This window comes from Streptococcus sp. V919 (assembly GCF_054353475.1).
The window spans coordinates 196,611-222,825 of the sequence record NZ_JBTHHY010000001.1 but is presented as its reverse complement, the minus strand read 5'-3'; the positions used below and the strand labels follow the sequence as shown (position 1 = coordinate 222,825).

27 protein-coding genes, 1 tRNA gene and 1 other RNA gene are annotated in these 26,215 nt (G+C 39.5%); 7 read left to right on the top strand and 22 right to left on the bottom strand.

Annotation, left to right across the window (positions count from 1 at the left end):
* Positions 1 to 2 precede the first annotated feature (2 nt).
* Positions 3 to 641 (bottom strand): CBS domain-containing protein, encoded by a 639-nt coding sequence (locus ACXYSK_RS01125; RefSeq protein WP_373113113.1) that lies wholly within the window; start codon positions 639 to 641, stop codon positions 3 to 5.
* A gap of 239 nt (positions 642 to 880) precedes the next feature.
* On the opposite strand from ACXYSK_RS01125, the gene ppdK reads away from it, so the two are divergent.
* Both ppdK and ACXYSK_RS01115 read left to right on the top strand, forming a co-directional pair.
* On the top strand, positions 881 to 3,502 hold the full coding sequence (gene ppdK / locus ACXYSK_RS01120; RefSeq protein ID WP_458624757.1) for a pyruvate, phosphate dikinase: 2,622 nt from the start codon (positions 881 to 883) through the stop codon (positions 3,500 to 3,502).
* 220 nt (positions 3,503 to 3,722) lie between these two features.
* Positions 3,723 to 4,169, top strand: coding sequence for a DUF6556 family protein (locus ACXYSK_RS01115; protein ID WP_006150044.1), 447 nt, complete (start codon positions 3,723 to 3,725; stop codon positions 4,167 to 4,169).
* A 39-nt stretch (positions 4,170 to 4,208) separates the two neighbouring features.
* On the opposite strand, the gene ACXYSK_RS01110 is transcribed toward ACXYSK_RS01115, so the two are convergent.
* From ACXYSK_RS01110 to ACXYSK_RS01095, 4 genes are all read right to left on the bottom strand, one after another.
* Positions 4,209 to 6,539, bottom strand: a complete 2,331-nt coding sequence (locus ACXYSK_RS01110) for a DNA translocase FtsK (RefSeq protein ID WP_458624756.1) — start codon at positions 6,537 to 6,539, stop codon at positions 4,209 to 4,211.
* 89 nt (positions 6,540 to 6,628) lie between these two features.
* A complete protein-coding gene (locus tag ACXYSK_RS01105; RefSeq protein WP_458624755.1) occupies positions 6,629 to 8,584 on the bottom strand; it encodes a fructose-specific PTS transporter subunit EIIC in 1,956 nt (651 codons plus the stop codon).
* Positions 8,581 to 9,492: a 1-phosphofructokinase gene (gene pfkB, locus ACXYSK_RS01100; RefSeq protein ID WP_458624754.1), complete on the bottom strand. Its 912-nt coding sequence runs from the start codon at positions 9,490 to 9,492 to the stop codon at positions 8,581 to 8,583. Before pfkB ends, ACXYSK_RS01105 begins: the two co-directional genes overlap by 4 nt.
* On the bottom strand, positions 9,489 to 10,229 hold the full coding sequence (locus tag ACXYSK_RS01095; RefSeq protein ID WP_458624753.1) for a DeoR/GlpR family DNA-binding transcription regulator: 741 nt from the start codon (positions 10,227 to 10,229) through the stop codon (positions 9,489 to 9,491). Before ACXYSK_RS01095 ends, pfkB begins: the two co-directional genes overlap by 4 nt.
* A gap of 161 nt (positions 10,230 to 10,390) precedes the next feature.
* Here ACXYSK_RS01095 and ACXYSK_RS01090 point away from each other — a divergent pair.
* A tRNA-Ser gene (locus tag ACXYSK_RS01090) sits at positions 10,391 to 10,478 on the top strand.
* A 79-nt stretch (positions 10,479 to 10,557) separates the two neighbouring features.
* On the opposite strand, the gene ACXYSK_RS01085 is transcribed toward ACXYSK_RS01090, so the two are convergent.
* The 5 genes from ACXYSK_RS01085 to ACXYSK_RS01065 form a co-directional block, all read right to left on the bottom strand.
* Positions 10,558 to 11,892: an Nramp family divalent metal transporter gene (locus ACXYSK_RS01085; RefSeq protein ID WP_458624752.1), complete on the bottom strand. Its 1,335-nt coding sequence runs from the start codon at positions 11,890 to 11,892 to the stop codon at positions 10,558 to 10,560.
* Between the two features lie 398 nt (positions 11,893 to 12,290).
* Positions 12,291 to 12,638, bottom strand: a transfer-messenger RNA (tmRNA) gene (gene ssrA / locus ACXYSK_RS01080).
* Between the two features lie 60 nt (positions 12,639 to 12,698).
* On the bottom strand, positions 12,699 to 13,334 hold the full coding sequence (locus tag ACXYSK_RS01075) for an SGNH/GDSL hydrolase family protein (protein ID WP_458624751.1): 636 nt from the start codon (positions 13,332 to 13,334) through the stop codon (positions 12,699 to 12,701).
* Position 13,335: 1 nt separating this feature from the next.
* The gene (locus ACXYSK_RS01070) at positions 13,336 to 14,163 is read right to left on the bottom strand and encodes an HAD family hydrolase (protein ID WP_458624750.1); all 828 of its coding nucleotides are present in this window, start codon (positions 14,161 to 14,163) and stop codon (positions 13,336 to 13,338) included.
* Between the two features lie 21 nt (positions 14,164 to 14,184).
* Positions 14,185 to 15,504 (bottom strand): CapA family protein, encoded by a 1,320-nt coding sequence (locus ACXYSK_RS01065; RefSeq protein WP_458624749.1) that lies wholly within the window; start codon positions 15,502 to 15,504, stop codon positions 14,185 to 14,187.
* A 159-nt stretch (positions 15,505 to 15,663) separates the two neighbouring features.
* Between ACXYSK_RS01065 and def the strand changes: the two genes are divergently transcribed.
* Together def and rlmB are read left to right on the top strand one after the other, a co-directional pair.
* Positions 15,664 to 16,275 carry a peptide deformylase gene (def, locus tag ACXYSK_RS01060; protein ID WP_006151109.1) on the top strand — a complete coding sequence of 204 codons (612 nt, stop codon included), beginning with the start codon at positions 15,664 to 15,666 and terminating at the stop codon, positions 16,273 to 16,275.
* A 44-nt stretch (positions 16,276 to 16,319) separates the two neighbouring features.
* Positions 16,320 to 17,048 carry a 23S rRNA (guanosine(2251)-2'-O)-methyltransferase RlmB gene (gene rlmB, locus ACXYSK_RS01055; protein ID WP_006151108.1) on the top strand — a complete coding sequence of 243 codons (729 nt, stop codon included), beginning with the start codon at positions 16,320 to 16,322 and terminating at the stop codon, positions 17,046 to 17,048.
* 180 nt (positions 17,049 to 17,228) lie between these two features.
* Here rlmB and trxB read toward each other — a convergent pair whose 3' ends face one another.
* The 7 genes from trxB to ACXYSK_RS01020 form a co-directional block, all read right to left on the bottom strand.
* Entirely contained in the window at positions 17,229 to 18,140 is a 912-nt protein-coding gene (gene trxB, locus ACXYSK_RS01050) for a thioredoxin-disulfide reductase (protein ID WP_458624748.1), read from the bottom strand.
* A 65-nt stretch (positions 18,141 to 18,205) separates the two neighbouring features.
* Positions 18,206 to 18,430: a DUF4059 family protein gene (locus ACXYSK_RS01045; protein ID WP_458624747.1), complete on the bottom strand. Its 225-nt coding sequence runs from the start codon at positions 18,428 to 18,430 to the stop codon at positions 18,206 to 18,208.
* Positions 18,431 to 18,509: 79 nt separating this feature from the next.
* Positions 18,510 to 19,253, bottom strand: coding sequence for an amino acid ABC transporter ATP-binding protein (locus tag ACXYSK_RS01040; RefSeq protein ID WP_045615514.1), 744 nt, complete (start codon positions 19,251 to 19,253; stop codon positions 18,510 to 18,512).
* Positions 19,253 to 20,053 (bottom strand): amino acid ABC transporter permease, encoded by an 801-nt coding sequence (locus ACXYSK_RS01035; RefSeq protein ID WP_006149849.1) that lies wholly within the window; start codon positions 20,051 to 20,053, stop codon positions 19,253 to 19,255. Before ACXYSK_RS01035 ends, ACXYSK_RS01040 begins: the two co-directional genes overlap by 1 nt.
* A gap of 155 nt (positions 20,054 to 20,208) precedes the next feature.
* Positions 20,209 to 20,565: a Spx/MgsR family RNA polymerase-binding regulatory protein gene (locus ACXYSK_RS01030; RefSeq protein ID WP_006149946.1), complete on the bottom strand. Its 357-nt coding sequence runs from the start codon at positions 20,563 to 20,565 to the stop codon at positions 20,209 to 20,211.
* An 11-nt stretch (positions 20,566 to 20,576) separates the two neighbouring features.
* Positions 20,577 to 21,089: a methylated-DNA--[protein]-cysteine S-methyltransferase gene (locus tag ACXYSK_RS01025; RefSeq protein ID WP_458624746.1), complete on the bottom strand. Its 513-nt coding sequence runs from the start codon at positions 21,087 to 21,089 to the stop codon at positions 20,577 to 20,579.
* Positions 21,082 to 21,582 carry an N-acetyltransferase family protein gene (locus ACXYSK_RS01020; protein WP_458624745.1) on the bottom strand — a complete coding sequence of 167 codons (501 nt, stop codon included), beginning with the start codon at positions 21,580 to 21,582 and terminating at the stop codon, positions 21,082 to 21,084. The genes ACXYSK_RS01025 and ACXYSK_RS01020 overlap by 8 nt, the downstream gene beginning before the upstream one ends.
* Positions 21,583 to 21,716: 134 nt before the next feature.
* Between ACXYSK_RS01020 and ACXYSK_RS01015 the strand changes: the two genes are divergently transcribed.
* Entirely contained in the window at positions 21,717 to 22,172 is a 456-nt protein-coding gene (locus tag ACXYSK_RS01015) for a DUF1836 domain-containing protein (protein ID WP_458624744.1), read from the top strand.
* A complete protein-coding gene (gene trhA / locus ACXYSK_RS01010; protein ID WP_254727027.1) occupies positions 22,162 to 22,809 on the top strand; it encodes a PAQR family membrane homeostasis protein TrhA in 648 nt (215 codons plus the stop codon). Before ACXYSK_RS01015 ends, trhA begins: the two co-directional genes overlap by 11 nt.
* A 32-nt stretch (positions 22,810 to 22,841) precedes the next feature.
* On the opposite strand, the gene pdxT is transcribed toward trhA, so the two are convergent.
* The 5 genes from pdxT to cmk all read right to left on the bottom strand — a co-directional run bounded on the left by pdxT (position 22,842) and on the right by cmk (position 26,212).
* A complete protein-coding gene (gene pdxT, locus ACXYSK_RS01005; protein ID WP_458624743.1) occupies positions 22,842 to 23,414 on the bottom strand; it encodes a pyridoxal 5'-phosphate synthase glutaminase subunit PdxT in 573 nt (190 codons plus the stop codon).
* Positions 23,415 to 24,290 (bottom strand): pyridoxal 5'-phosphate synthase lyase subunit PdxS, encoded by an 876-nt coding sequence (gene pdxS, locus ACXYSK_RS01000; protein ID WP_458624742.1) that lies wholly within the window; start codon positions 24,288 to 24,290, stop codon positions 23,415 to 23,417. It lies immediately after the preceding gene.
* 136 nt (positions 24,291 to 24,426) lie between these two features.
* Entirely contained in the window at positions 24,427 to 25,059 is a 633-nt protein-coding gene (locus ACXYSK_RS00995) for a Pr6Pr family membrane protein (protein WP_458624741.1), read from the bottom strand.
* Positions 25,060 to 25,061: 2 nt separating this feature from the next.
* A complete protein-coding gene (locus tag ACXYSK_RS00990; protein WP_458624740.1) occupies positions 25,062 to 25,400 on the bottom strand; it encodes a zinc ribbon domain-containing protein YjdM in 339 nt (112 codons plus the stop codon).
* Positions 25,401 to 25,540: 140 nt separating this feature from the next.
* Entirely contained in the window at positions 25,541 to 26,212 is a 672-nt protein-coding gene (gene cmk / locus ACXYSK_RS00985) for a (d)CMP kinase (protein ID WP_006149878.1), read from the bottom strand.
* Between the last annotated feature and the right edge of the window lie 3 nt (positions 26,213 to 26,215).

The following is a 26,215-nucleotide window of genomic DNA, read 5'->3' as shown; positions in this document are numbered from 1 at the left end:
ATTTATTCCTCTTCTCTATTTACCTCGGTGCTTCGAGCTTGCTGAATAATATAGTCCAACAAGGCTGACTTGGTCACACTACCTAAAATCTGACGTTCATTCTTTTCGTCGACAATCGGTAAGGAATCAATGGCGTAATCTTGAAGGAGTACAGCGGCTTCCAAAATATTCATATTTTGGTGACATGTTTTAATATGTGGCATCCTAGTCATGCAAACCGCAACAGGAGTACTTGCAATATTCGAATTGAGAGAAGCCCTTAGCAAATCTTTACGTGACATGATTCCAAGAAGAAGTTTTTCTTCATCAATGACATAAATAACGTCTGCATCATACATAAATAGAGTAATAATAGCATCCTGAATATAGGAATCACTGGTGACCAGGACTGGCGAAGTCATAATATCAGCCACTTTTTTCCTAAAAGTATCAAAAAAGAAGACCGATTCTAGATCAGAGCCTGAGTAGGTATACCCAACTTTAGGAGTGGCCTTTAGGATTCCAACCAAGGTCAAAAAGGAAAGATCTGGCCGTAGCGTTGCCCTGGAAATATCAAGTAATTCAGATATTTTTTCACCACTCAGAGGCTGCTTAGCTTTAACGATTTCTACAATCTTTTTTTGTCGTTCACTTAATTTCAATTCACAGAAAACCTTTCTAGATTCTATATAGGGTCCAAATAACTATTGCAAGAAGCTAGTTATTTTTACCTATACCAAAACAATTATCGAATAAGCATCATGTATATTAAATATTATAGCAATTATTTGTAATATGTCAATTAATACCCGAAGATTTTTCATTTGACAAATATATATGATGTATATTACAATGGTTTTGTCTTTTATTGTGACGCATATTTAATATTTTGGAGGCGACTATGACAAAATGGATTTATTCCTTCGAGGAAGGAAGCGCAAACGACAAGGCTCTCCTAGGTGGAAAAGGAGCCAATTTAGCAGAGATGAGCAATTTGGGATTGCCTGTTCCTCCAGGTTTTACCATTACAACCGAGAGCTGTATTAAGTTTCTAGAAAATCCGGATTTCTTTGACTCTTATTTAAAAGATGATATTTTGAAAGCGGTTACCGACTTAGAAAGAAAAACCGATAAATCGTTCAGCGGAGAAAGCTCCAATCTTCTCTTAGTTTCGGTCCGTAGCGGAGCAAAATTTTCTATGCCAGGAATGATGGATACTATTTTAAATCTTGGTCTAAATGACCATCGGACAAGAATACTCGCCGAGCAGACGAATCCTGATTTTGCCTATAATTGCTATCGACGTTTACTTCAGATGTTTGCAGATGTTGTATATGGAATTTCTAAAGAACTTTTTGATGAACTATTAGAAGACTTTGAAAAATATCATGGTAAAACTACAAAAGACATGACTCTAGCTGAGCATCAAGACTTGGTTAATCAATATAAAGAAATCTATCTTAAAGAGGACCAATGTTTCCCTGAAAATCCTACAGACCAACTTTTTTCTGCTATCAAAGCTGTCTTTAATTCTTGGAATAATAATCGAGCCAGAGTTTACCGAGATTTAAATAAGATTCCTCACGATTTAGGAACTGCCGTTAACGTCCAGGCAATGGTCTTTGGAAATAGTGACCAAAACAGCGGAACAGGAGTCTGTTTTACTAGAAATCCTGCTAGTGGAGAAAATCAACTATTCGGTGAATTCTTACTGAATGCTCAAGGAGAAGACGTTGTAGCTGGTATACGAACTCCAGAACCAATTGCCGCTTTAGAAAAAGCTCAACCTCAAGTTTTCAAAGCATTTAAAGAGTATGCTAGAATCCTTGAAAACCACTACAAGGACATGCAAGATATCGAATTTACCATTGAGAAAGGAAAACTGTATATTTTACAAACGAGGGATGGCAAACGCACAGCTAAAGCTTCTTTAAAAATTGCTTTGGACTTAGTAGACCAGGATATTATTAGTAAAAAAGATGCCCTGATGAGAGTATCCCCTTCTTCTATTAGTCAGCTCATTCACCCAGTCTTTGAAGAGGCTACAATGGAAAAAGCAACTCTCATTGCACAAGGTTTACCAGCCAGCCCAGGAGCTGCTACTGGGGAAATAGTTTTTACAGCAGAACGAGCTAAAGAATTCCACAATTTAGGAAGAAAGGTTATTTTAGTAAGACAAGAAACATCGCCCGAAGATATTGAAGGCATGGTCGTTAGCCAAGCTATTGTTACCAGCCAAGGTGGTATGACTTCTCATGCAGCAGTTGTTGCTAGAGGAATGGGTACCTGTTGTGTAGCTGGATGTGGGGAACTAAAGATCAGCGAGGAAGAGAAGACACTTTCTTGTGGTAATCTTGTCTTAACAGAGGGAGATATCATTTCTGTTGATGGTAGTTCCGGTTGTGTTTATATCGGAGAAATTCCTACAATCTTGATTGAGAATAATGAAGACCTTCAGCGCCTTCTTTCTTGGGCAGATAAAGTTGCACGTCTTAAAGTCCGTGCTAATGCTGAGACCGTCAAAGATTTGGAAACAGCTATGAAATTTGGTGCCCAAGGGGTTGGACTAGCCCGTACTGAACATATGTTCTTTGGTCAGGATAGAATTATAGAAATGCGGCGCCTTATTCTAGCTGATAAGGAAGCAGAAATGAAAGCCGCACTCAAGAACCTTTCAGACTTCCAAGCAGAAGACTTCTATCAGATGTTCAAAACGGTTGAAGATAAACCTCTGATTGTCCGACTTTTAGATCCGCCTATGCATGAATTTTTACCTAAAGATTCGCAGGAAATCAAGCTTCTAGCTGAGAAACTAAATAAGTCACCTGAGAAACTAGCCCATCAAATTGAGAGCTTACAAGAAAGCAACCCTATGCTGGGCCATAGAGGTTGTAGACTTGGAATCACTCAGCCAGACATTTACAAGATGCAGACTGAAGCTATTTTTAGAAGTGCCATCAAATTATATCAAGAGGGGATAAAAATTAAACCTGAAATCATGATTCCTTTAATTGCTGATAAAAAGGAGTTAGAATTTGTCAAATCCTATCTGACTCAACACATCCAGTATATCTTTAGAGAACATAAACAGGAGCCCTTCCCATATGAAATTGGTACCATGATTGAATTACCACGCGCCTGTCTGACTGCAGATAAACTAGCACGGGAAGCTGATTTCTTCAGCTTTGGTACTAATGACTTAACTCAAATGACCTATGGTTTTTCTCGAGATGATATTGGAAAATTTATAGGTCATTACAAAAAGACGAGCATTCTTTCATTTGATCCATTCCAACATATTGATCAGGAGGGAGTCGGTGAGTTAATGCGCATTGCAATCAGCAAAGCTCGCCGGGTAAAACCAAGCCTATCCATTGGTATTTGTGGGGAGGTCGGCGGTGATCCTGCTTCTATCTCCTTCTTCCAGGAAATAGGTGTCACCTATGTTTCCTGTTCACCTTACAGGGTCCCTGCAGCTAGACTCGCCGTTGCTCAAGCCGTTCTCCAAGAGAAAAAAGACTAGTTGCCTTTATGATATCATCATTTTTGAAACCTAAAGTCACTAATCATGATTCATCACCACACTTCTTGCTTTACACTTTAAAGAGAAAAACCTACTGGTTGCGTTTTCAAAACTAAAAGTTTTATTTTTTTAAGACAATTTAAAATAAAAAACGTATAATGAAAATATGAAATGAATTCAAATTCATATTTAGTTTTGCAAAGGAGTTTTAAAAACCATTATGTCTAACTATTCTCGCCAAAATAAAGAAACAAACAAAGACAGTCAAGAAACTGGCAAGGCTAGCCATCACATCAAGAAAGGTTTATCTGCTTTTCAGAAAACCTTAACCTTAATCGGTAGTATGTTGGGAATTATCACTGCGACAATTACCATTAGCAATGCAATGAAGTCCAATGAACAAAAGAAAGCAGATACTAGTCCTGTTACGCAAACAACCATTATCAAGGAAATTCAAAAGGAAAGCCCTGCTCAATCGAACGCGCCTGCTCAGAATCAAGGAAGTAACCAAGATACTAATGCTGCAACTAGTGGAGTTGATCATAAAAATGACAACAAGGTTCAACCTGAAGAAAATACTCAAGCTCCTAACAATGTTCAACAAAATCAGACTGAAGGAGCTGCTCAATCTGATACAGCTGCCACAGATAATAAAGCAAATCCATAACAAAATAGCTTCTCTCCGATTTCGGAAAGAAGCTATTTTTTATTGTTGTAAGACTTTTCGAGGTTTTGTTCCTTCAGCAGGTCCAATAACACCTGCCATCTCTAATTCTTCCATCAATCGAGTTGCTCGGTTAAAACCGACTGAAAGACGGCGTTGAATCATGGATGCACTTGCTTTTTGTGTTTCGATGACAAGAGCTTTCGCTTCTTCAAAGAGCGGATCTCCGACATCATCGCTAGAGCTAAAATCCCCTTCTGTCTCAGACACTTCTCCTGGGTCAAAGCTTTCATCGTAATCAGCATCAGCTTGAGCCTTGATGAAGTTTACGATACGTTCAACATCATCATCTGATATAAAGGAACCTTGGAGACGAACAGGATGATTTTCATCGATTGGCTTAAAGAGCATATCTCCTCGTCCAAGCAATTTCTCAGCACCGTTTTCATCCAAGATCGTACGTGAGTCCGTACCCGAAGAAACTGCAAAAGCCACACGAGACGGCACATTTGCCTTAATCAAACCAGAGATAACATCAACCGATGGACGTTGGGTTGCAAGTATCATGTGAATACCAGCTGCACGCGCCTTTTGTCCGAGACGGATAATGGCATCTTCCACTTCCTTGCTGGCAACCATCATGAGGTCAGCAAGCTCATCCACAATCACGACGATGAAAGGTAGAGGTACTTGTTTATACTCAGATTGCGCATTAAACTCCTCAACCTTAGCATTGAACCCAGCGATATTTCGAACTCCGACTTTGGCAAAGAGTTCATAGCGGTTTTCCATCTCATCAACAACTTTTTGCAAAGCCTTGCTGGCCTTACGAGGGTTGGTCACAACTGGAATCAAGAGATGAGGAATATCATTATAGACTGAAAGCTCAACCATCTTTGGATCGACCATCATAAACTTAACCTGATCTGGACGAGCCTTCATGAGGATACTTGCGATGATTCCGTTAACTGCAACAGATTTACCAGAACCTGTAGAACCAGCCACTAACAAGTGAGGCATTTTAGCCAAATCAAAACTACGAGCTGTACCATTGACGGCTTTTCCAAGAGGAATTTCTAATAGATTTTCAGGTTTTGTTTGTGATTGTTCCCAAAGTTCACGGAAGGATACCGTTGCAATTTCAGAGTTTGGCACTTCGATACCAACCAAGGATTTTCCAGGAATCGGAGCCTCAATACGGACATCCTTGGCAGCCAAAGCCAGAGCTAAGTCATCTGCTAGGTTGGAAATACGGTTGACACGGACACCAACTGCAGGTTTAACTTCATACTTGGTAACAGATGGACCAATCTCTGCTCTTTCAACCGTTACCTTAATACCAAAACTTGCGAAAGTTTCTTCCAAAATCTTGATATTCTCCCGAACGATTTTCTTTTCTTTAGACTGATCTTTAGGTTTATCGGGTGCAAAAAGTTGCAAGCTTGGGAGTTTATACTCTAAGGCTTTTTTAGTAGAAAAATCGACTTCTACTTCTTCATCATCCTCTTCAGGTAAAACTTCTTCCTCAGGAATTGCAACTTCCTCAGGATATTCAAAATCAGCTTGCGGGAGAATAATCTCAGGCTCTACCCATTCTTCCTCTGGAAGTGGAGGAAAATCGTGCAGTGGCTCTTCTGATAATATTTCTCCAGTTTCCATATCTACAGGAGGCATATCAATCAAAGCCTGCTCTTCTCTTTCTTTCTCAAGTCTTGCTTGTTCTTCTGCTTCTCTTCGTGCCTTTTCTTCTTCACGCTTGATAAAGCGTTCTTGTTTTTTCTGCTCATGGCGCTCCATCCAGATAGCAAATCGAGCTGAGAGAAAATCAGCGATATCGTAGATAGACCATGGACTAATCAAAAGAGCACCGATTAAGACTAAGATTGCTCCGATGAAGTAGGTACCAATGTTTGAGAACAAAAAAGCTACCGGAATGTAGAGGATAACCCCTAGCAAACCTCCACCTGCAAAACTAGTCACTTGAAAGCTGGTTAAATCTTTAAAAATTTGTCCAGCTGTCCCTTGGAAAACGGCGTTTGCCATGCTAAATTTCCAAACCAGATAAGCTTGAAAGATGAGGAGTAAGCCTGCAAAAATAAAGAAGAAACCTGCTAACAAGCCTTCTTGTTTATGAATCCACTTAAATAAAAATAGATAGATTAACAGAGAAAAAATAGCTAGATAAGCCAAACTCCCCACGAGTAAGCGGATTAGGTTATAAACAGTAATTCCGACAGCTCCCCATTTTAGAGCTGCAAAAATTAAACAGATAGCCAAAGCTAAGGAAATCAACATTCGTTGAATCGCTTGTTTTCTTTCTAATTCTGCTTTAGACGGTCTACGTCTTGTTTTACTTGTATTCTTGTTTGCCATGCTTCTATTATACCATATTTCATGAACTTTTCGAGGGGTTAAAAAAATGACTGACCACTTTCGTGTTCAGTCATTTGAATCTATTGTAATTATTTTTCTAATGGTTTACGAAGGTAACCATAAACCACACCACTAACAAGTGCTCCAATCAAGACAAAGACAAGGTAAAGAAGGGCATTTGTTGTAAGGGCGATAACGAAGATTCCTCCATGTGGTGCCATGAGTTTGATATTTGCAAGACCAACAAGTCCACCTGCTACTGCTGAACCAAGGATAAAGCTTGGAATAGCACGAGCTGGGTCAGCTGCACCAAATGGAATCGCACCTTCAGTGATGAATGACAATCCCATAACGATGTTCGTCAAACCTGAGTTACGTTCTTCTTTTGTAAATTTATTTTTGAAGAGAAGTGTTGCCACAAAGATTGCAAGTGGTGGAACCATTCCTCCAGCCATAACTGCTGCCATGGCTACTGAACCACCTGTTGCCACTGTTGCTGCAAGAGTACCAGTACCAAAGACATAAGCTGCTTTATTGACAGGGCCACCCATATCAACGGCCATCATTCCTCCAAGAACGATACCAAGAAGGACAGCTGATCCGCCTCCAAGACCGCCAAGGAAGTCGTTCATAGCAGTGTTAATAGCTGCCATTGGGATGTTAACAGCAAGCATGACAAATCCTGTCAAGACTGTTCCAAGAAGTGGCAAGAGAAGAATTGATTTTGCACCTTCAAGGGAGCGAGGAACCTTCACGTATTTCTTAACCAAGAGTACCAAGGCACCTGCGATAAATCCACCAACAAGGGCTCCAAGGAAACCTGATGATACACCTGCAAGAGCTGAAGTTGCTTCACCACCTTGAGCGTAAGGGATTTTACCAAAGGCAAAACCTTCTTTGGCGATAGCACCAGCTACGAAACCTGCTACCAAACCTGGTTTTTCAGCGATTGAGTAAGCAACATATCCTGCAAATACTGGAAGCATCAAACCAAAGGCTGCACCACCGATTTTCATGAACATAGAAGCAAGTTCATGGTAAGATCCAAGATTTCCGAGGCTATCATTTGGCACACCCATAGCACCATCAATCAAGAAGGCAAGGGCAATCATGATACCACCACCGATAACAAATGGCAACATTTGGGATACACCACTCATCAAGTGTTTGTAGAAGGCACCACCGAGACTTTGTTTTTCATTAGATGCTGTTGAAGCTTGCGCTCCATTAGCAGCACGGTAAATTTCAGCATTACCAGAAAGAGCCAAGTTAATCAACTCTTCTGTCTTACGAATACCATCTGCAACTGGACGATTCACCAATGGTTTACCATCGAAACGATCCATCTCAACTGCTTTATCAGCGGCAATAATGACAGCTTTAGCCTTGCGGATATCTTCTGCTGTTAATTTGTTGCCAACACCGCTGGCACCGTTGGTTTCAACCTTAATACCAACACCCATTTCTGCAGCCACTTTTTGAAGTGCTTCTTGGGCCATGTATGTGTGGGCAATTCCTGTTGTACAAGCTGTAACTGCTACGATAAAGTCACCAGATTCATTTTCAGATGCTTGAACTGGTTCTTGAGCTTTTTCTGAAGCTTGGTCAAAGAGTTCAATGACTTGATAAGCTGATGTTACTTGACGAAGCTTATCAGCAAATCCGTCTTTCATCAAATATTGTGACAATTCTGCTAAGGCAGCCAAGTGAGTATCATTGGCACCTTCTGGAGCAGCAATCATAAAGAAGAGGTCAGTTGGTTGCCCGTCTAAACTTTCGTAGTCAACACCCTTGTTTGACTTAGCAAAGAGAACAGTTGCTTCCTTAACAGCAGCATTTTTGCTGTGAGGCATTGCGATACCGTCACCCAAACCTGTAGAAGTCAAAGCTTCACGCGCCAAGATTCCTTCTTTGAAAGTTTCGAAATCTGTCACATATCCGTGCTCTACCAAGCTATGAATCATTTCTTCGATAGCTGCTGTTTTTTCAGTTGCTTGCAAATCAAGCAACATCACATCTTTTCTCAGTAAATCCTGAATTTTCATCTTTTTTCTACCTCAACTTTTTCATAAGTCTCTTTAATAAATGCTGCAGTCGCCAAGTCATCTGAGAAGGTTGTTGCTGTTCCACAAGCCACTCCCCATTTGAAGGCTTCCACTGCGTCTTGTGATTTAACAAACTCACCAGTAAATCCAGCAACCATAGAGTCACCAGCACCAACTGAGTTTTTCACGGTTCCTTTAATCGGTTTAGCAAAGTATGCTCCCTCTGATGTTACCAGAAGGGCACCATCACCAGCCATAGAGATAATCACGTTTTGAGCACCCTTAGCCAGTAATTCTCGAGCGTATTTCTCTATTTCATCAAGGCTTTCAAGCTTGACTCCAAAGATAGCTCCCAGTTCATGATTATTTGGTTTGACCAAAAGTGGTTGATAATCCAAACTATCGATCAAGGTCTGACCTTCAAAATCACAAACCACTTGAGCGCCTGTCTGACGCGTCAAAGAAATTAATTCTTTGTAAACAACATTACCCAAGTTTTTAGCACTCGAACCTGCAAATACAACTGTATCTTCTGCTGTCAGACTTGAAAGAATGGCTTTTAACTCTTCAAGTTGTTCGGGCTCAACATTAGGTCCTGTCCCATTGATTTCTGTTTCTTGGTCGGCTTTAATCTTAACATTGATACGCGTATCTTCTGCCACTTGGACAAATTGCGTTTCAATTTGTTCTTCAGCTAAAGTATCTGTGATAAATTTTCCAGTAAAGCCTCCGATGAAACCTGTCGCTGTATTTGGAATATCCAAACGCTTCAAGACACGGCTAACATTGATACCTTTACCACCAGCAAACTTATCATCACTATCCATACGATTGACACTACCAACTTCCACTTTGTCCAAACGGACAATGTAGTCTATAGATGGATTGAGTGTGACTGTATAAATCATACTTCGATTACCTCCGTTTTCTCTTTGATAGCTGACAAGAGCTCATGACCCTTGCTTGTAATCACAATAGCACGTTTTATAGGAGCTACCTTAGCAAAACTAGACTGGCCAATCTTAGATGAATCCGCCAAGACATAGGTTTGTTTAGCATTTTCTAAGATAGCACGCTTGACGGCGCCCTCCTCCATATCTGGAGTTGTAAAGTAACCTTCATCTACACCATTCATTCCAATAAAGGCACGATCAAAGTGCAGTTGGTTAATCTGATTGAGAGCTACTCCTCCGATACTGGCATCCGTTGTCATCTTGACTCCACCACCGATAATGACTGTTGGGATTTGCTTATCCACTAATTGTACCGCATGGTGAATGGAGTTAGTTACAACAGTAATGTCTTTTCGCTCCAATTCCAAAATGAGAAAGGCTGTCGTACTTCCTGCATCCACAAAGATAACATCTTTTTCTTTGATGAGGGAAGCTGCTTTTTGCGCAATCAACTTTTTCTCTTGAAGGTTTTTGACAGATTTCTCTTGAATAGTTTCTTCTTCTTGCAAGGAGTGAGGCAACTCTGCTCCCCCGTGCACTCGACGAAGTTTATTTTCAGACTCTAACTCATCTAGATCACGTCTAACTGTGGATTCTGAAGTATCTAGCAAGCCTACCAATTTCTCTAGAGAGACGATTTTATGCTTACTTAACTCTTCTAAAATCAACTTTTTTCTCTCGCTTTTTAGCACGAACCCACCTCCTGTTAACGATTACAATATTCATTCTATCATAAAAAATATCAAAGTCAAGCATTTTTTATCATTTTCTCTCATTTTCTGTCAAAACTTCTTCAGTTTTTAAATAAATTTGCAAGAATGAATCCTTTATGATAGACTATTTTAGTAAGTGTGGAAGATTACTCAAGAGGCTTAAGAGGCCGTGTTGGAAACGCGGTAGGCGTGTTAAAGCGTGCGTGGGTTCGAATCCCATGTCTTCCGTTTATTTTCAAAAAAGATACCCAAGAAATCTTGGGTATCTTTTTTCTTATATGTTTGTTTTCTAACTTGGGTGAATTTCTTAGAAAATATCAAATAACAATTTCACATTGAGGATTGTTAAGATAATGGAAACGATATAACCAAGAATGGTATTCCACTTGGCATTGGTAAATTCTCCCATCAGTGATTTCTTAGAAGTTAGATAAATCAGAGGAAAGATTGAAAATGGAAGAGCGATTGAAAGAAAGACCTGTGAATAGACCAACAACTGATCCAAGGTTTTTTCCTGATAACCAAACAAAACCGCTACTATCATAACAGGTAGCAAGGCAAAGAGGCGTGTCGCCAAACGAATAAACCATTGTGGCAATCTCATATGTAAGAAACCTTCCATAACGATTTGTCCAGTCAAGGTACCCGTAATTGTCGAATTTTGACCACTGGCTAATAAAGCCAAGGCAAACAAGGTTGATAAGGTCGAGCTAGCTATAGCTCCTGCAATAGTAGAATCCTGCAAGGCATTATACATTTGAGAGAAGGCAGAAATCTCAGATGCATGGCCGAAAAAGAGAGCCGCCCCGAGAATTAATAGAAGGGAGTTAACCACAAAGGCCAAGGATAATTGGAGATTTGAATCCCAGGTCATAAAGCGCACGGCTTTTCGAACATCATTCTTGTCCTTGTGATTGATTTTCCGAGTTTGAGACAAGGAAGAATGCAAATAGAGGTTATGGGGCATAACCGTTGCTCCCACGATTCCTAGTGCCAAGGTTAATTGACTTTCATGTCCTGGCAAAGGACTTTCAAATAAGGTTGCATTCGGTAGATAACCCTCAACGATTCCTTGGAAGCTTGGATGTGACAAAGCTACCAGATAAGTAAAGATTGCTAAGATTGTTAAAATGAGTGTTGTAACAATAGCTTCTATCTTCTTAAAGCCAAATTTCATCAAAAGCAATAAGAGAAAGACATCTAGAACCGTCAAAAGGATGGCTATCATAATTGGAATCTTAAAGAGAAGATTGAGAGCAATGGCTGAACCTAGAACTTCTGCCAGGTCTGTCGCCATCAAGGCCAACTCCAAAATCACCCATAGACTATAACGAAGCCATTTAGGTGAATGATGAGCCGTTGCTTGAGCCAGGTCCATCTGGGTTACAATACCAAGCTTTCCTGCCATCTGCTGAAGTTGCATGGCAATGAGAGATGAAATCAAGATAACAAACAAGAGACTATACTTATAGGAAGCACCACCGACTACACTGGTAATCCAGTTTCCTGGATCCATATAACCAACTGCGACAAGAGCACCCGGACCTAAAAAGGCCTTTAAATTTTGCCAGAAATGATTGTTATTTGGAGTATCGATAGACTGATTAATCTCAGAGAGTGACACTTTTTTATGAGAAGACATAGATACTTACCTCTTTCTAAACCTACTTTTTCATTATTTTCTAGTAGAGAAAAATAAGATTGACTTTAAACTATTAAAACAATGAAAACTATATGAAAAACATTTAGTTTTTTCATTATTTTTCTTAAGGCACCTTAATATTTTTCTTAAGGCACCTTAATTATAACACAAAAAATGAAAACTATATGAAAAACATTTAGTTTTTTCATTATTTTTCTTAAGGCACCTTAATTATAACAGAAAATATGATAAAAACTTAAGAAAATTCAGGACTTGATTTAATATTTAGGATACAACAAAATGTTGTATTCTTTTTTTGCAAAAGAATACCAAAGAATAAAATAAAAAACGTTGTAAAAACAACGTTTTAGAAAGATTTACAAAACAATGTAAATTATCAATGGAGCCGGTGGGAGTCGAACCCACGTCCAAACACCTGCTAACATATTTGTCTACAACCATAGGTTATGTATTGTTTTAACAATCCCTCGACACATAACTCAAGCCTAGGAACTGCGAGTCTATAAATCTCTTACCAAACTGCTAGACAAAGCTTGATCGTATCTCGCTAATAATAAGACCCATCATCAGACACGAGCAATCCGAATTGGGTCACGCCTGCTGGTTTTTAGGCAGCTAGAGCGTAAGAAGTGTTATTTTTTGCAGTTATATTTAACTGAGCGTTTACGTCGCCACACGAGTTGCAAAATATGCCTCATAATGCCTGTCGAATCCGTAACGACCCCAAAGACTATAAAGATATTATACCTTATCTAGGTTAAAAAAGCAAAAATGCAAGTAGATGTCTAGAAAAGTCTAGTTTTCAAGGTTTCTGATAGAGCCTGATAGCCAGAAACGCTAAGGTGAAGCCCATCTGTTGTATAGTCAGATTTGAGTTGCCCTTCCTGATCGAGTAGCTCTTCAAAAGCAGACACATATTCTACCTGCATATAGGCTGAAGCTAGCTCTTGATAGGCTTGGTTCCAGGCCTTGATTTTCTCATTTGTGCGAATATAAACTGTCTGTTTGTATTCTTCCCCTTGATGAACTGGCAGAATAGAAACTAGCTTTATTTGTGACAGCGGATAGTCACGAGAAATACTTTGAATCACGCTTTCAAGATTGTTTAGTGTTTCCGTCATTGGAACATCTTTTCCAATGTCATTTGTCCCAATCAAAAGCACAATCTGATCCACCGCATCACCATAGAGATGAGCATCCAGGTTATCTAGCAAAAGTCCAGTCTGATAGCCTCGAATCCCTCGATTCACAATAGTCTTGGTTGTCCCTAGCAATTCCTGCAAGGGATAATACTCAACAATAGAATCACCGATAAAAATGATATTAGGTTCAATTACAGAAATCTGATTGAGTTCACGATACTTGGTTTGGATTTTCTCTTGCTCTTTTAAGAGCCAGTTTTCTAATAGTTGTACTGCCAAGTTATTCTCCTCTTTCTAGCCAGTTTTCTAAAACTTGGTAAACACCCGCCTGACTGTTAGCTGGGGCTATTTTTGTAGCTACTTCTTTAACAGCATCTTCTGCATTTTCCATGGCATATGAAATACCTGCCAACTCTAACATTTCAATGTCATTTTCACTATCACCAAAGGCCATGATTTGTTCAGGTTTTAAATTCCAACGTTTGAGCAATTCTTCTAGGCCCCACGCCTTATGAATCCCATCTTGTAAGATATCAATACAACCATAACCGCTGGAAACAGCTCGCACATGCCCATCAAATAAGTCATTAATTTCCTGTAAGACCAAATTAGTTCGTTCTTCACCAACAACCATACTCATCTTGAGGACACCACCGAAAAGGCTTGAGTCAAATTCATCAACAAAATGCATGCGTTGGTAGAGCTTTTCAATCATCTCTGGAGTCATAAATTTATCAAGTTCTGTAAAAACAGTGCCTTTCTTAACAAAACCACCATTCATACCTGTTACGACAAATTGATTCTGGCATTCTCTGCCTTTAAAATGGTCCAAAGCCCTATCAACCATGGCATCATCCCAAGTTTGTGCTTGTAGCAATTCATCATTTTCGAATATACGAGCACCATTAGCAACTACGAGAACGACTCTTTCTACAAGATACTTCAGTAATTGTCGCATGCGATGAACTTCATTTCCCGTTGCAATAACAAAACGAATACCACGTTGATCCAGCTGATCCAAAATTTTCTCTAGACGAGGTAGGTCCAGTTGTCCTTGAGGATCTAACAAGGTTCCATCCATATCTGTTGCTATTATCTTAATATCCATCTTGCTCCTCTTTTTTAGTCACTACCATTTCAAACCTACATGCTCATTCATTTCTTTATAGGCTGTATCAATCCGTTCCTTGGTCGCCTCGTCTAACTGACTACGGTATTTCCCACCCTCTATAAAATCTTCCAAGATATAGGTTTGGTATAGATAGAGTGGGTATCCTTCTGGAGAATAACCTCCCTTAGGAGTCCGACTCACCCAACTTGGATGTGCTTGAGCCGTCTCGATAGTTGTTTTACCAGATTTTTTCTTAATGGTCACATCCATGAGGACTCCACGTTCCGTCCACTTAGCATTTTCAACATCCTGCATGGTTTCAATTCGTTGATTTGAGATAAAATTCCCCATAGAGTAGATGATAAGCTTTTTATCACCGTTTTTTTCAACCGTTTCAGCTGGTTCAACAACGTGAGGGTGACCACCAAAGATAATATCTGCTCCCCAATCAATCATTTTATGGTAAAGTTTCTTTTGCTCCTCAGTCGGCTCAATTTGATACTCAACTCCCATCTGAGGCATGATAATTGTAATATCCGCCTCCTTCTCTGCTCGTTCAATTTCAGCCTTCATTTTATCTTCATCTAAGTCTGAAAGATAACGATTATAATCCTCTTGAGAAATGCTTTGTTCAATTCCGTTAAAACCATAGGAATAAGCTAAAAGGGCAACTTTAATCCCATTGACTTCCTTGATGACAATAGGTGCTTTATCTCGTGGTTCATGAGTGTAGACTCCGATTGGTGTCATTCCAGCTTTTTCAATCGCATCTGCGGTTGAAACTACTCCCTCAATTTGTGAATCCAAGATATGATTATGAGCCAAGTCTAGCACTTGATAGCCTGCATCTTTTATAGCGTCCATGACTTCACCAGGTGCATTAAACAAGGGGTAACCTGCAAGATAGTGATCTTTATTTACAGTTCCTTCAAAATCACCAATGACCAAGTCAGCTTGCTTAAGCCAAGGCTTTACGTATTCAAAATTTTCATGGAAATCATAGGTACCATCTGATTTTTTGGCTGAAATATAGATAATGTCATGATAGAGCAAATCACCATTGGCCATGATCCGAGCACTTGTTTCTTGCTCTGTTGCCGTAGTTTTCTCCTTAGAATCAGCTGTCTGACTTACGACAGTTGTACTACTACTGGTCAATGGAAATCCCTTTAGCCCCTCGACTAATAAAGTCAAAGCCATTGAGATTGCAACGGCAATCAACAAAACAGCAATAAAGGTTTTATTACTCCATTGGCGATAGTTTCTAAAAAATCGAATCAATTTCTCGACAAGCCGTAAGATAGGACCATTTTGATTTCTACTACTGCGTTTTTCCATCTTTTTTCTCCTTGCTTTTTGATGCAAGTCTCCTTATCTTATTATACCACAGACAAATAGGTATTTCCTTTTATTCTATTATTTTTTAACGGCTTCTGTCACTTTCTTTCTCATCTGTTTTGTGTTATCATGTAATTGTAATGGAAGGAAGGAGAGAACATGTCTGCTATAGAACGTATTACAAAAGCTTCTCATTTGATTGATATGAAAGATATTATTCGCGAGGGCAATCCAACCCTACGTGCTGTTGCTGAGGAGGTCACTTTCCCATTGAGTGATCAAGATATTATCCTCGGTGAGAAAATGATGCAATTTTTGAAACATTCACAAGATCCAGTTATGGCTGAAAAACTTGGACTACGTGGAGGAGTTGGACTTGCAGCACCACAATTGGACATCTCAAAACGCATCATCGCTGTTTTGGTTCCAAATATCACTGAGGATGGTGAAACACCTCAGGAAGCCTATGATTTACAAGCTGTTATGTACAATCCTAAGATTGTTTCACACTCAGTTCAAGATGCTGCTCTAGGCGAGGGAGAAGGTTGTCTATCAGTCGATCGAGCTGTACCTGGTTATGTTATCCGTCATGCTCGAGTGACTGTTGACTACTTTGACAAGGATGGCGAAAAACATCGTATCAAGCTAAAAGGCTACAACTCAATCGTTGTCCAACATGAAATTGACCACTTAAATGGTATTATGTTTTACGATCGAATTAACGAAAAAGATCCCTTTGAAATCAAAGAAGGCCTACTCATTCTCGAATAAAGAAAATCCCGTTGCAAGACGGGGTTTTATGTTATAATAGAGCCATGAAAACAAATGATATTGTCTATGGCGTTCACGCCGTTACGGAAGCACTTTTAGCAAATACTGGAAATAAACTCTATCTCCAGGATGATCTACGAGGAAAAAACGTAGAAAAAGTTAAGGAACTAGCTACAGAAAAGAAAGTATCTATCTCTTGGACTTCAAAAAAATCACTTTCTGAAATGACTGAGGGTGCTGTTCACCAAGGTTTTGTTTTGCGTGTTTCTGAATTTGCCTATACAGAACTTGAGCAGATTCTTACAAAAACACGCCAAGAAGAAAACCCACTACTGCTAATTCTTGATGGTTTAACAGACCCACATAATCTCGGTTCTATCTTGAGAACAGCGGATGCAACCAATGTTTCAGGTGTTATTATTCCCAAACACCGAGCTGTCGGCGTCACTCCTGTCGTAGCAAAAACAGCAACAGGTGCGATTGAACATGTTCCTATTGCCCGAGTCACTAATCTTAGTCAAACCTTGGACAAACTCAAAGACGAGGGATTCTGGACTTTTGGAACTGATATGAACGGAACACCTTGCCATAAATGGAATACAAGTGGCAAAGTTGCTCTCATTATCGGAAATGAAGGAAAAGGTATCTCAAGTAACATCAAGAAGCAAGTGGACGAGATGATTACTATTCCAATGAACGGACACGTACAAAGTCTCAATGCCAGTGTTGCTGCTGCTATTCTTATGTACGAAGTCTTCAGAAATCGATTATAAAAAGAGTGAGGTTGGGACAAAAGATCCCGACCTCACTTTTTATTAGCAATCAAACTTTGACGCGGTAGCTGATTGAACTTTTTGTTCGTCTTTTAGACTCCAAAAAGCTCCTAATCATCCTCGCGGGGCTGGGACTACGAAATCGAGACTTCGTCTATTGATTTCTGTCCCACCGCCTTTTTAATTATGTTCAGTAATATATTTATAGGCTTCTTGACCTGCAATGGCGCCATCTCCAACTGCTGTTGTAACTTGACGAAGGTCCTTTTGACGAACATCCCCAACTGCAAAGACTCCTGCAACCCTTGTTTTCATATGGTCATCTGTCACAATCCAACCTGATTCATCTTGGATTTGTAAATCCTTTGTAAAATCACTAACTGGATCTAAACCAACGTAGATAAATACACCACCAAAGGCATGTTCAGTCACTTGATTTGTTTTAACATTTTCAATGACAACTGACTCCACACGGTTTTCACCCTTGATTTCTTTTACGACAGAATCCCAAATGAATTTGATTTTATCATTAGCAAAGGCACGGTCTTGCAAGACTTTTTGGGCACGAAGTTCATCACGACGGTGAACGATGGTTACAGATTTGGCGAACTGAGTTAAGAAGATAGCTTCTTCAACAGCCGAATCTCCTCCACCCACAACCAATAAATCTTGGTCACGGAAAAAGGCTCCATCACAAACCGCACAATAAGAAACACCACGGCTATTTAGTTCTTCTTCACCTGGAACTCCCAAGAGATGGTGCTTAGAACCAGTCGCAACGATGACTGTGCGAGTTTCAAATTCTTGATCATCAGTGATTACTTTTTTAACATCACCATGGTTCTCAATATTTTCTACAAAGCCATATAGATGTTCAACTCCTAGATTTTCAAGAGGTTCAAACATCTTTTCTGCTAATTCAGGACCGCTGATATTGGCATATCCTGGATAGTTTTCAATGTCAAAGGTGTTGTTCATCTGACCGCCAGGAAGCCCACCTTCAATCAAAGCCACTTTGAGATTACTGCGTGCTGCATACAAGGCCGCAGTCATCCCAGCAGGGCCTGCACCTATAATAATCGTATCGTACATTCTCTTTCCTTCTTTCTTGTTGTAACTACTTTTATTCTAACGAATCATAAATCATTTGACAAGTATTATGCCTTGAGAACCAACAAGATACTCATGGTTGCAAAAGACAATACTGGAATTGTTAAAACTCCAATCATAATCATATCGTAAAGATGAGCTTGACGCTCCTTGGCAGTTTTATCAGCGCCTGATAGAGCTCTAAAACCGATCCAAAGTCCTAAAACAACCAAGACTAGTAAAATCGTCAAAACCAAACTCTCTAAATACAAAGCAAATAGCTGAACTAACATGCTCTCTCTCATTTCTATTATTTTTAAAGAGTAAACCCAGTTAGCTTAGCCAACTGAGTCTTTCTTATCTTCTATTATATCAAATATAGGTTCGTTTGTAACTAGCAAAGAATTCTTTTGTTCGTTCTTCTTTTGGATGATTGATGATTTCATCTGGTGTTCCAGATTCGATAATCTTTCCTTTGTCTAAGAACAAAACCTTATCAGCCACTTGAGAGACAAAGGACATATCATGACTCACCAAAATCATGGTTTGGCCTGATTTAGCGGCATTGGCGATAGATCTTTCTACCTCACCAACCAATTCTGGATCCAGTGCTGAAGTTGGCTCATCCAAGAGTAAGACGTCCGGTTTCATAGCCAAAGCACGCGCCAAGGCTACTCGTTGTTTTTGTCCACCTGACAAGTGGCGAGGATAGTGTTGTTGACGATCAGATAAACCAACCTTAGCCAACTCTTCTTTAGCTATCTTAGTCGCCTCTTCATCGGATAGTTTTTTAACTACTACCAAACCTTCCTTGACATTGTCTAAGGCTGTTCTACGCTCAAACAGATTGAACTGTTGGAACACCATAGATAGTTTGCGACGAAGAGTCAGAATTTCTTCTTGCGTAATTTGAGAAAAATCCACTTTGAAATCATCAATCTGAATACTTCCACTATCAGGAGTTTCCAGGTAATTTAGGCTACGAAGAAAGGTCGATTTTCCTGCTCCTGATGAACCAATAAGAGCAACGACCTCTCCTTTTTGAATATCTAAGTTCAGATGGTCCAAAACAGTCTGACCTGAAAAGGATTTGCTTAAATTTGAAATTTTAATCATTAGCGAAGCTCTCCTTTCACATCTGTCTCAACATTATCTGGTGCTGAAATCGCCATTTTTCTTTCAATGAAACGACCAAGATTTTCAATAGCAATATTTACAACCCAATAAACTAGAGCTACTGAGATAAAACGTTCGAAATAACGATAATCTGCACCACCTAAGATTTGGGCTTGGGCAAAGACCTCTACGACACCCGCGCTGAAGGCTAGGGAAGTTCCCTTGGTCAATCCAATGAGGGAGTTAATCAAGGTTGGTGTCGCAACTACTGCAGCATTTGGAATAATCACACGACGGTAAACTTGTGCACGTGTCATTCCAAGACTGCGAGCAGCTTCAATCTCACCAGGATTTACAGAAAGAATGGCTGCACGGATGGTTTCACTAGCATAGGCTGCCTCGTTAAAAGCAAAGGCTACAATTGCAAACGCTGCAGCTGGAATCGCATTGATATTAAATGCAGTTCCCCATTGTTGATTCAATGCTTTAAGTGCCAAAGGAATTCCGTAATAAGTCAACATGAGTTGTACTAAAATAGGAGTTCCTTTTAAGAAACTAACAAAAAAGGCTTGTAATGGATAAAGAATTCTAACGCGATTGATTTTTACAATGGCAAAAAGCAGGGCTAGCATAATTCCAAAAAAAGCACCAAATACTGTCAACATCAAAGTTGTCGGTAATTGCTGTACTATTCTTGGAATCCCATCAAAGACTGAACGCCAACTAAAGAGTTTGCCGTCTGGGATATATTGCATCAAATTTTGATACCAATCAGATGCTAAAATCGTTGTAACATTCATAGAAACATCCTCTCAAGATAATGATTCATTCTATCATACTTCTGCCCTAATATAAAATATTTGCTACGGCACATCGTACATTATCTACCTTCTAGTTTATCATACTTTAAAAGTGGGAGGTTATATATTTTACCTATCAAAGAGATAGAAAAAAACTAATTCAACTCCAACTTATCGTATGTTTGTCGGTAACCAATCTGTTTCACCATCCCATTCTCCACTAATATTGGACGTTTTAACAACATACCATCACTAGCTAAAAGTTTGGCTGCTTCTTTGTTTGATAAAGTTCCAACCTTATCTTTTAAGCCAAGCTCACGATATTTGATACCACTAGTATTGAAAAATTGCTTCAATTCAAATCCCGAAGTTTCGAGCCAGTTTAAAATGACCTTTTCACTCGGAGTCTCTTCAACGATATGAACGTCTTTATATTCTAGTCCAAGTTGATCTAATTCTTTCTTAGCTTTTTTACAAGTTGTACATTTTGGATATTCGATAAATTCTAACATTTTTTCTCTTTCTATTTTTTATTTTCTTGATAACTTGCACCTTCATGATTCAAGAGCCAAGCCTTCTTATCAAGTCCCCAAGCATAGCCTGTCAGACGTCCTCCAGCACCTAGCACACGGTGACAGGGAACAAGAATAGACCAGGGATTGCGCCCTACTGCTCCTCCGATTGCTTGGGCAGAAGCTACCTGCAAGTCCTTAGCTATTTGTCCATAAGTAACTGTCTGACCAAAAGGAATTCCACGCAAGTAGTTCCAGACTCTTTTTTCGAAGTCACTACCGACAGGAGCTAAAGGCATCTTAGATAAGTCTTGATCTTGCCCCTTAAAATAAGTCTCTAAATAGGAAGTAATTTGATTTAAAATGGGATGACTTTCAACAAGAGTTACATCATTTTCAGATAATCCCTTCTCAAAATCACTCTCTTCTTCAATCCATATCCCAAACAGATAGTGGTCATCTGCAACCAGAGATAAAATCCCAACCGGAGACTTGTACAGCATTTTTGCATACTTCTTAGGCATTTGATTTTATTTTTTGGTAGGCCAAGCGTTCCCCATCTACTGGAACTTTACCGACCTGTTTAAAGCCAAGTTTTTCAAAAATATGCTGCATGGCTTTGTTTTTAGCGTGCGTATCTGAACGAAAATCTAGGTAATCAAAACCTTCAATCAAGCCTTCCAAAAAGGTCTGAGCAACACCTTGACCTTGCACATCACTGGCAACTGCGATACGATGAAATACTAAGTATTCTGATTCTCTTCCTTCCCAGTTTCCATCATAAATGGCTTCATAAGCTTTTTCTGGACTCTTAGTCACTGCTGCATAGGCTAAGAGTTCTCCTTCCTCTAAGGCTACATAAGCTTGACCAGATATAATATCTTCGATAATGGTATCTGCATCTGGATAGCCGTTTTGCCACTGAGTGCTACCAGCTTCTGCCAAACATTTCTTGGCTCCCTCAATCACTTGCATAATTGCATCAACTTCGTTTGGAAAGGCTAAACGAATTTCCATGCTATCTCCTCTTTTCTGACTAGTTTCTCTCATCATAGCATAATTTAAGGCTTTCTACAAGCAGTTAAAACTTGACTTTTAATTTCTATTATTTTATAATCTAGTTATCAAAACTAGATAAAAAGGAGTTGGAAATGAAATCTGTTTTTTCCTACCCAAAATGGGAAGAAATTCCAAATATCAATCTCTATCTGGACCAGGTTTTACTCTATGTCAATCAAATCTGTCCTCCAGTTTCTCCTGATAAAGAGAAAGGTTTGACAGCTTCTATGGTCAATAACTATGTAAAACACGGCTATCTGACAAAACCTGAAAAGAAAAAATACCAACGCAAACAAATTGCCCGTTTGATTGCTATTTCGACTCTTAAGTCTGTTTTTTCGATTCAGGAAATTGCTCAAACACTCAATACCCTACAAACAGAAACGAACTCAGAAGAACTTTACAACGCTTTTGTAAACTATATGAATGAGGACATAGACCCAGCTAATCCTATTATCCGAGCAAGCTGCCAAACGGTCAAACTCTATCATCAAACACTAGCACTAGTCTATACAGAAACCAAAGAGGAGAAAACAAATGAATACTAGCTTAAAACTTAGCAAGCGACTTAGTTTTGGAGAAGAAATAGCTAACAGTGTCACCCATGCTGTCGGTGCAGTTATCATGCTGATTTTACTTCCTATTTCATCAACCTACAGTTATGAGGCCCATGGATTTTTATCATCCATTGGTGTTTCGATTTTTGTCATCAGCCTGTTTCTCATGTTTCTTTCATCCACTATTTATCATTCTATGGCTTATGGTTCGACTCATAAGTATGTCTTGCGAATTATTGACCATTCCATGATTTATGTGGCAATCGCTGGATCTTATACTCCTGTGGTTTTAACTTTGATGAACAACTGGTTTGGTTATCTGATTATTGCTATCCAGTGGGGAACAACTATTTTTGGTATTCTTTATAAAATCTTTGCCAAAAAAGTCAATGAAAAATTTAGTCTCATTCTATACCTTATCATGGGATGGCTAGTTGTAGCAATCTTACCAGCAATTATCAGCCAAACAAATCCAATGTTCTGGTGTCTCATGGTATCAGGAGGTCTATGCTATACAGTTGGTGCTGGGTTCTACGCTAAGAAGAAACCATACTTTCATATGATTTGGCATCTCTTCATCCTAGCAGCCTCAGCTCTGCAATACATTGCCATTGTTTATTATATGTAAAAAAAGAAGTTGGGAAAATCCCAACCTCTTTTTTATTTGCACATATTGATAAAATACTGGTGCAAGCGAAGATCATTTGTCAATTCCGGATGAAATGAAGTCACTAGCATATTCTTTTCTTGAGCAGCAACGATTTGATGATTCACTACTGCCAGAACATCAACACCCTTACCAACTTCACTAATAATAGGTCCACGGATAAAGGTCATGGGAATTTTGCCAACACCTTTACAGTCTGCCTCAGTATAAAAACTTCCTAGCTGACGCCCATAGGCATTACGCTCTACTACTATATCCATAGTCGCCAGATGACTTTTCTCTTGAGAAGCGATTTGTCTCGCTAGCAAAATCAAACCAGCACAAGTCCCAAAGACTGGTAACCCATCAAGAATAGCATCTCTTAGAGGGAGTAGCATATTCTGGTCACGTAGGAGTTTTCCCATAGCTGTCGACTCACCGCCAGGTAAAATCAAACCTGACAAGTCACTCTGATGTTGTTGAAAGTCTTCAAGATTTCGCAATTCAATACTTTCAACTCCTAGTTCAGCAAGCATTTTTTCATGTTCTACAAAGGCTCCCTGCAAGGCTAATATTCCGACCTTCATCTATTTTCCTCGCTCAGACATGAGAATTTGAATCTCGTTCTCGTTGATACCTACCATGGCTTCTCCTAAATTTTCAGATATTTCAGCCAGAATTTGAGGATTTTGATAGTTGGTAACAGCCTTGACAATTGCTGCCGCACGTTTGACAGGATCACCTGACTTGAAAATCCCTGAGCCGACAAAGACGCCTTCCGCACCGAGTTGCATCATAAGAGCAGCGTCTGCTGGTGTTGCCACACCACCGGCTGCAAAGTTGACAACTGGTAATTTCCCATGTTCGTGGACGTATTGAACCAATTCTACTGGAACTTGGAGTTCTTTTGCTGCGACATAAAGTTCATCTTCACGGAGATTTTGAATGCGGCGGATTTCTTGATTCATCATACGCATATGGCGGACTGCCTGAACGATATCTCCTGTTCCTGGCTCTCCTTTTGTACGGAGCATTGATGCTCCTTCAGCGATACGACGCAAGGCTTCTCCTAGGTCTTTTGCACCACAAACAAAAGGAACTTGGAATTCTTTCTTGTCCACATGGAAACGATCATCAGCTGGAGATAACACTTCACTTTCATCGATATAGTCAATCTCGATGGCTTCTAAAATCTGAGCTTCAACAAAATGCCCAATACGAACCTTAGCCATAACTGGAATGCTGACCGCTTCTTGGATTTCCTTAATCATCTTTGGATCACTCATACGAGAGACACCACCGGCCGCACGAATATCAGCTGGGATTCGTTCCAAGGCCATAACTGCTGCTGCACCTGCAGCCTCAGCAATTCTTGCCTGTTCAGGATTTTGAACATCCATGATGACGCCACCCTTAAGCATCTGTGCCAAATTCTTATTTAATTCATAACGATTTTCAGTCATTTTTTCTTCCTCAATAGATGTATTGGTAGCTACATGTTTATTTTAAAATAGAATTAACTCGAGGACAAGATAAAAAAAGTTAAATTGTCCGGGTACAATTATCCAAGCATAAAAAAGTACCCACAATGGGGTACTCTTATTTCTTAGACTTTTTAATACTTTTCACAAGATAAAAGAGATATCCTGAAACCATATAAGCAACAAAGATAGTGGCTGCCCATTTAAAGACAAAGCCCCAACCATGTTTGGTAGCATTCAAAAAGAAATAAGGGAAGGGACTATCCTTAGCATTAGGGACATCCATCTTTAGAACAAAACCGTTTAAGATGGCAAAAATCATATAAAGCAAAGGAAGACTTGTCCAAAGCATGGGATCAACCAACTTATATTGGCGACTCTTGTCAAAAATAATTGTATCTGCTAAAAACCAGAGAGGGACAATATAATGACAAAGGAAATTTTCCAAACGGTAAAAATCTGTCGTCAAAGGAGCTAGCATGAAATGATAGATGACACAAGTAATCATAATACTCATAGTGACGCCACCTTTGAGACGTAGAATACCAGGACTCTGCCAACTATCACCACCACTACGCATCTTTAACAAAAGATAACCTGTAAAGAGTACAACCAAAAGGTTAGAAAGTACTGTGTAGTAAAGCAACATCCCTAAACCACCGCGTTTGGTAATCTCCAAGTATACACCGGTAAAGGCTGCTATAAATAAAAAGATACGACTATAAAATATTACTTTTTCGTTTTTAATCATGATTAAATCTTCTTCACAAATTCTGATTTAAGTTTCATAGCGCCAAAACCATCAATCTTACAGTCGATGTTGTGGTCACCTTCTACAATACGGATGTTTTTCACACGAGTTCCTTGCTTGAGGTCTTTAGGAGCACCTTTGACCTTAAGGTCCTTAATCAAAGTGACTGTATCTCCATCAGCTAGTTTGTTCCCATTTGCATCGATGGCAACAAGACCTTCTTCAACTTCTGCTTGATCAGCAGGATTCCACTCGTAAGCACATTCTGGACAAACTAGAAGTGCGCCATCTTCGTAGACATATTCTGAATTACATTTTGGGCAATTTGGTAGTTGACTCATTTTATCTCCTTAAAAAAATGTTGATTATTTGATTGTCAAATTTTCTTTAACAGCAACTATTATACCTTAAAAAAGGCTATTTGACAAATCATGATAAAAAAACGATCAACCGAAACCCGGTTCATCGTTTTTTTAGTTTCTTATAAATGTTTTTGTGCTTCTGATTTGATTTTTTCAACAACCTCTAAAATAGAGAGTCCAGTTGTATCCAAATAGATTGCATCCTCAGCTTGTTTTAGAGGCGAAGTTTCACGATGACTATCTTTGTAGTCACGCGCAGCAATCTCTTCCTTCAAAGTTTCCAAATCCGTTTCGATTCCCTTTGAAAGATTTTCTTTGTAACGACGTTCTGCACGTTCATCTACAGATGCTACAAGAAAAATCTTCAATTCAGCCTTAGGCAAGACCACTGTACCAATATCACGACCATCCATGACAATACCACCTTGCTGGGCAATCTCTTGCTGGAGAGCTACTAATTTTTCTCGAACAGCTGGAATAGCAGCAAAGGCAGAAACAGCATTGGTTACTTCATTTTCACGGATTGGATTTGTCACATCGACATCTCCAACAAAAACAAGCTGTTCTCCTGTTTCAGCGCGACCAAAGCTAATCGGATATTGTTCCAGTAATTCAAGAAGTCGTGAAGACTCTTCTGGACTAACTTGGTTGTTCAAAGCGATGTAAGTCGCAGCACGATACATAGCACCCGTATCCAGATACGTATAGCCAAAGTCCTTAGCGATAATCTTAGCTACCGTACTCTTACCACTGGATGCTGGTCCATCAATGGCAATCTGAATTGTTTTCATCGT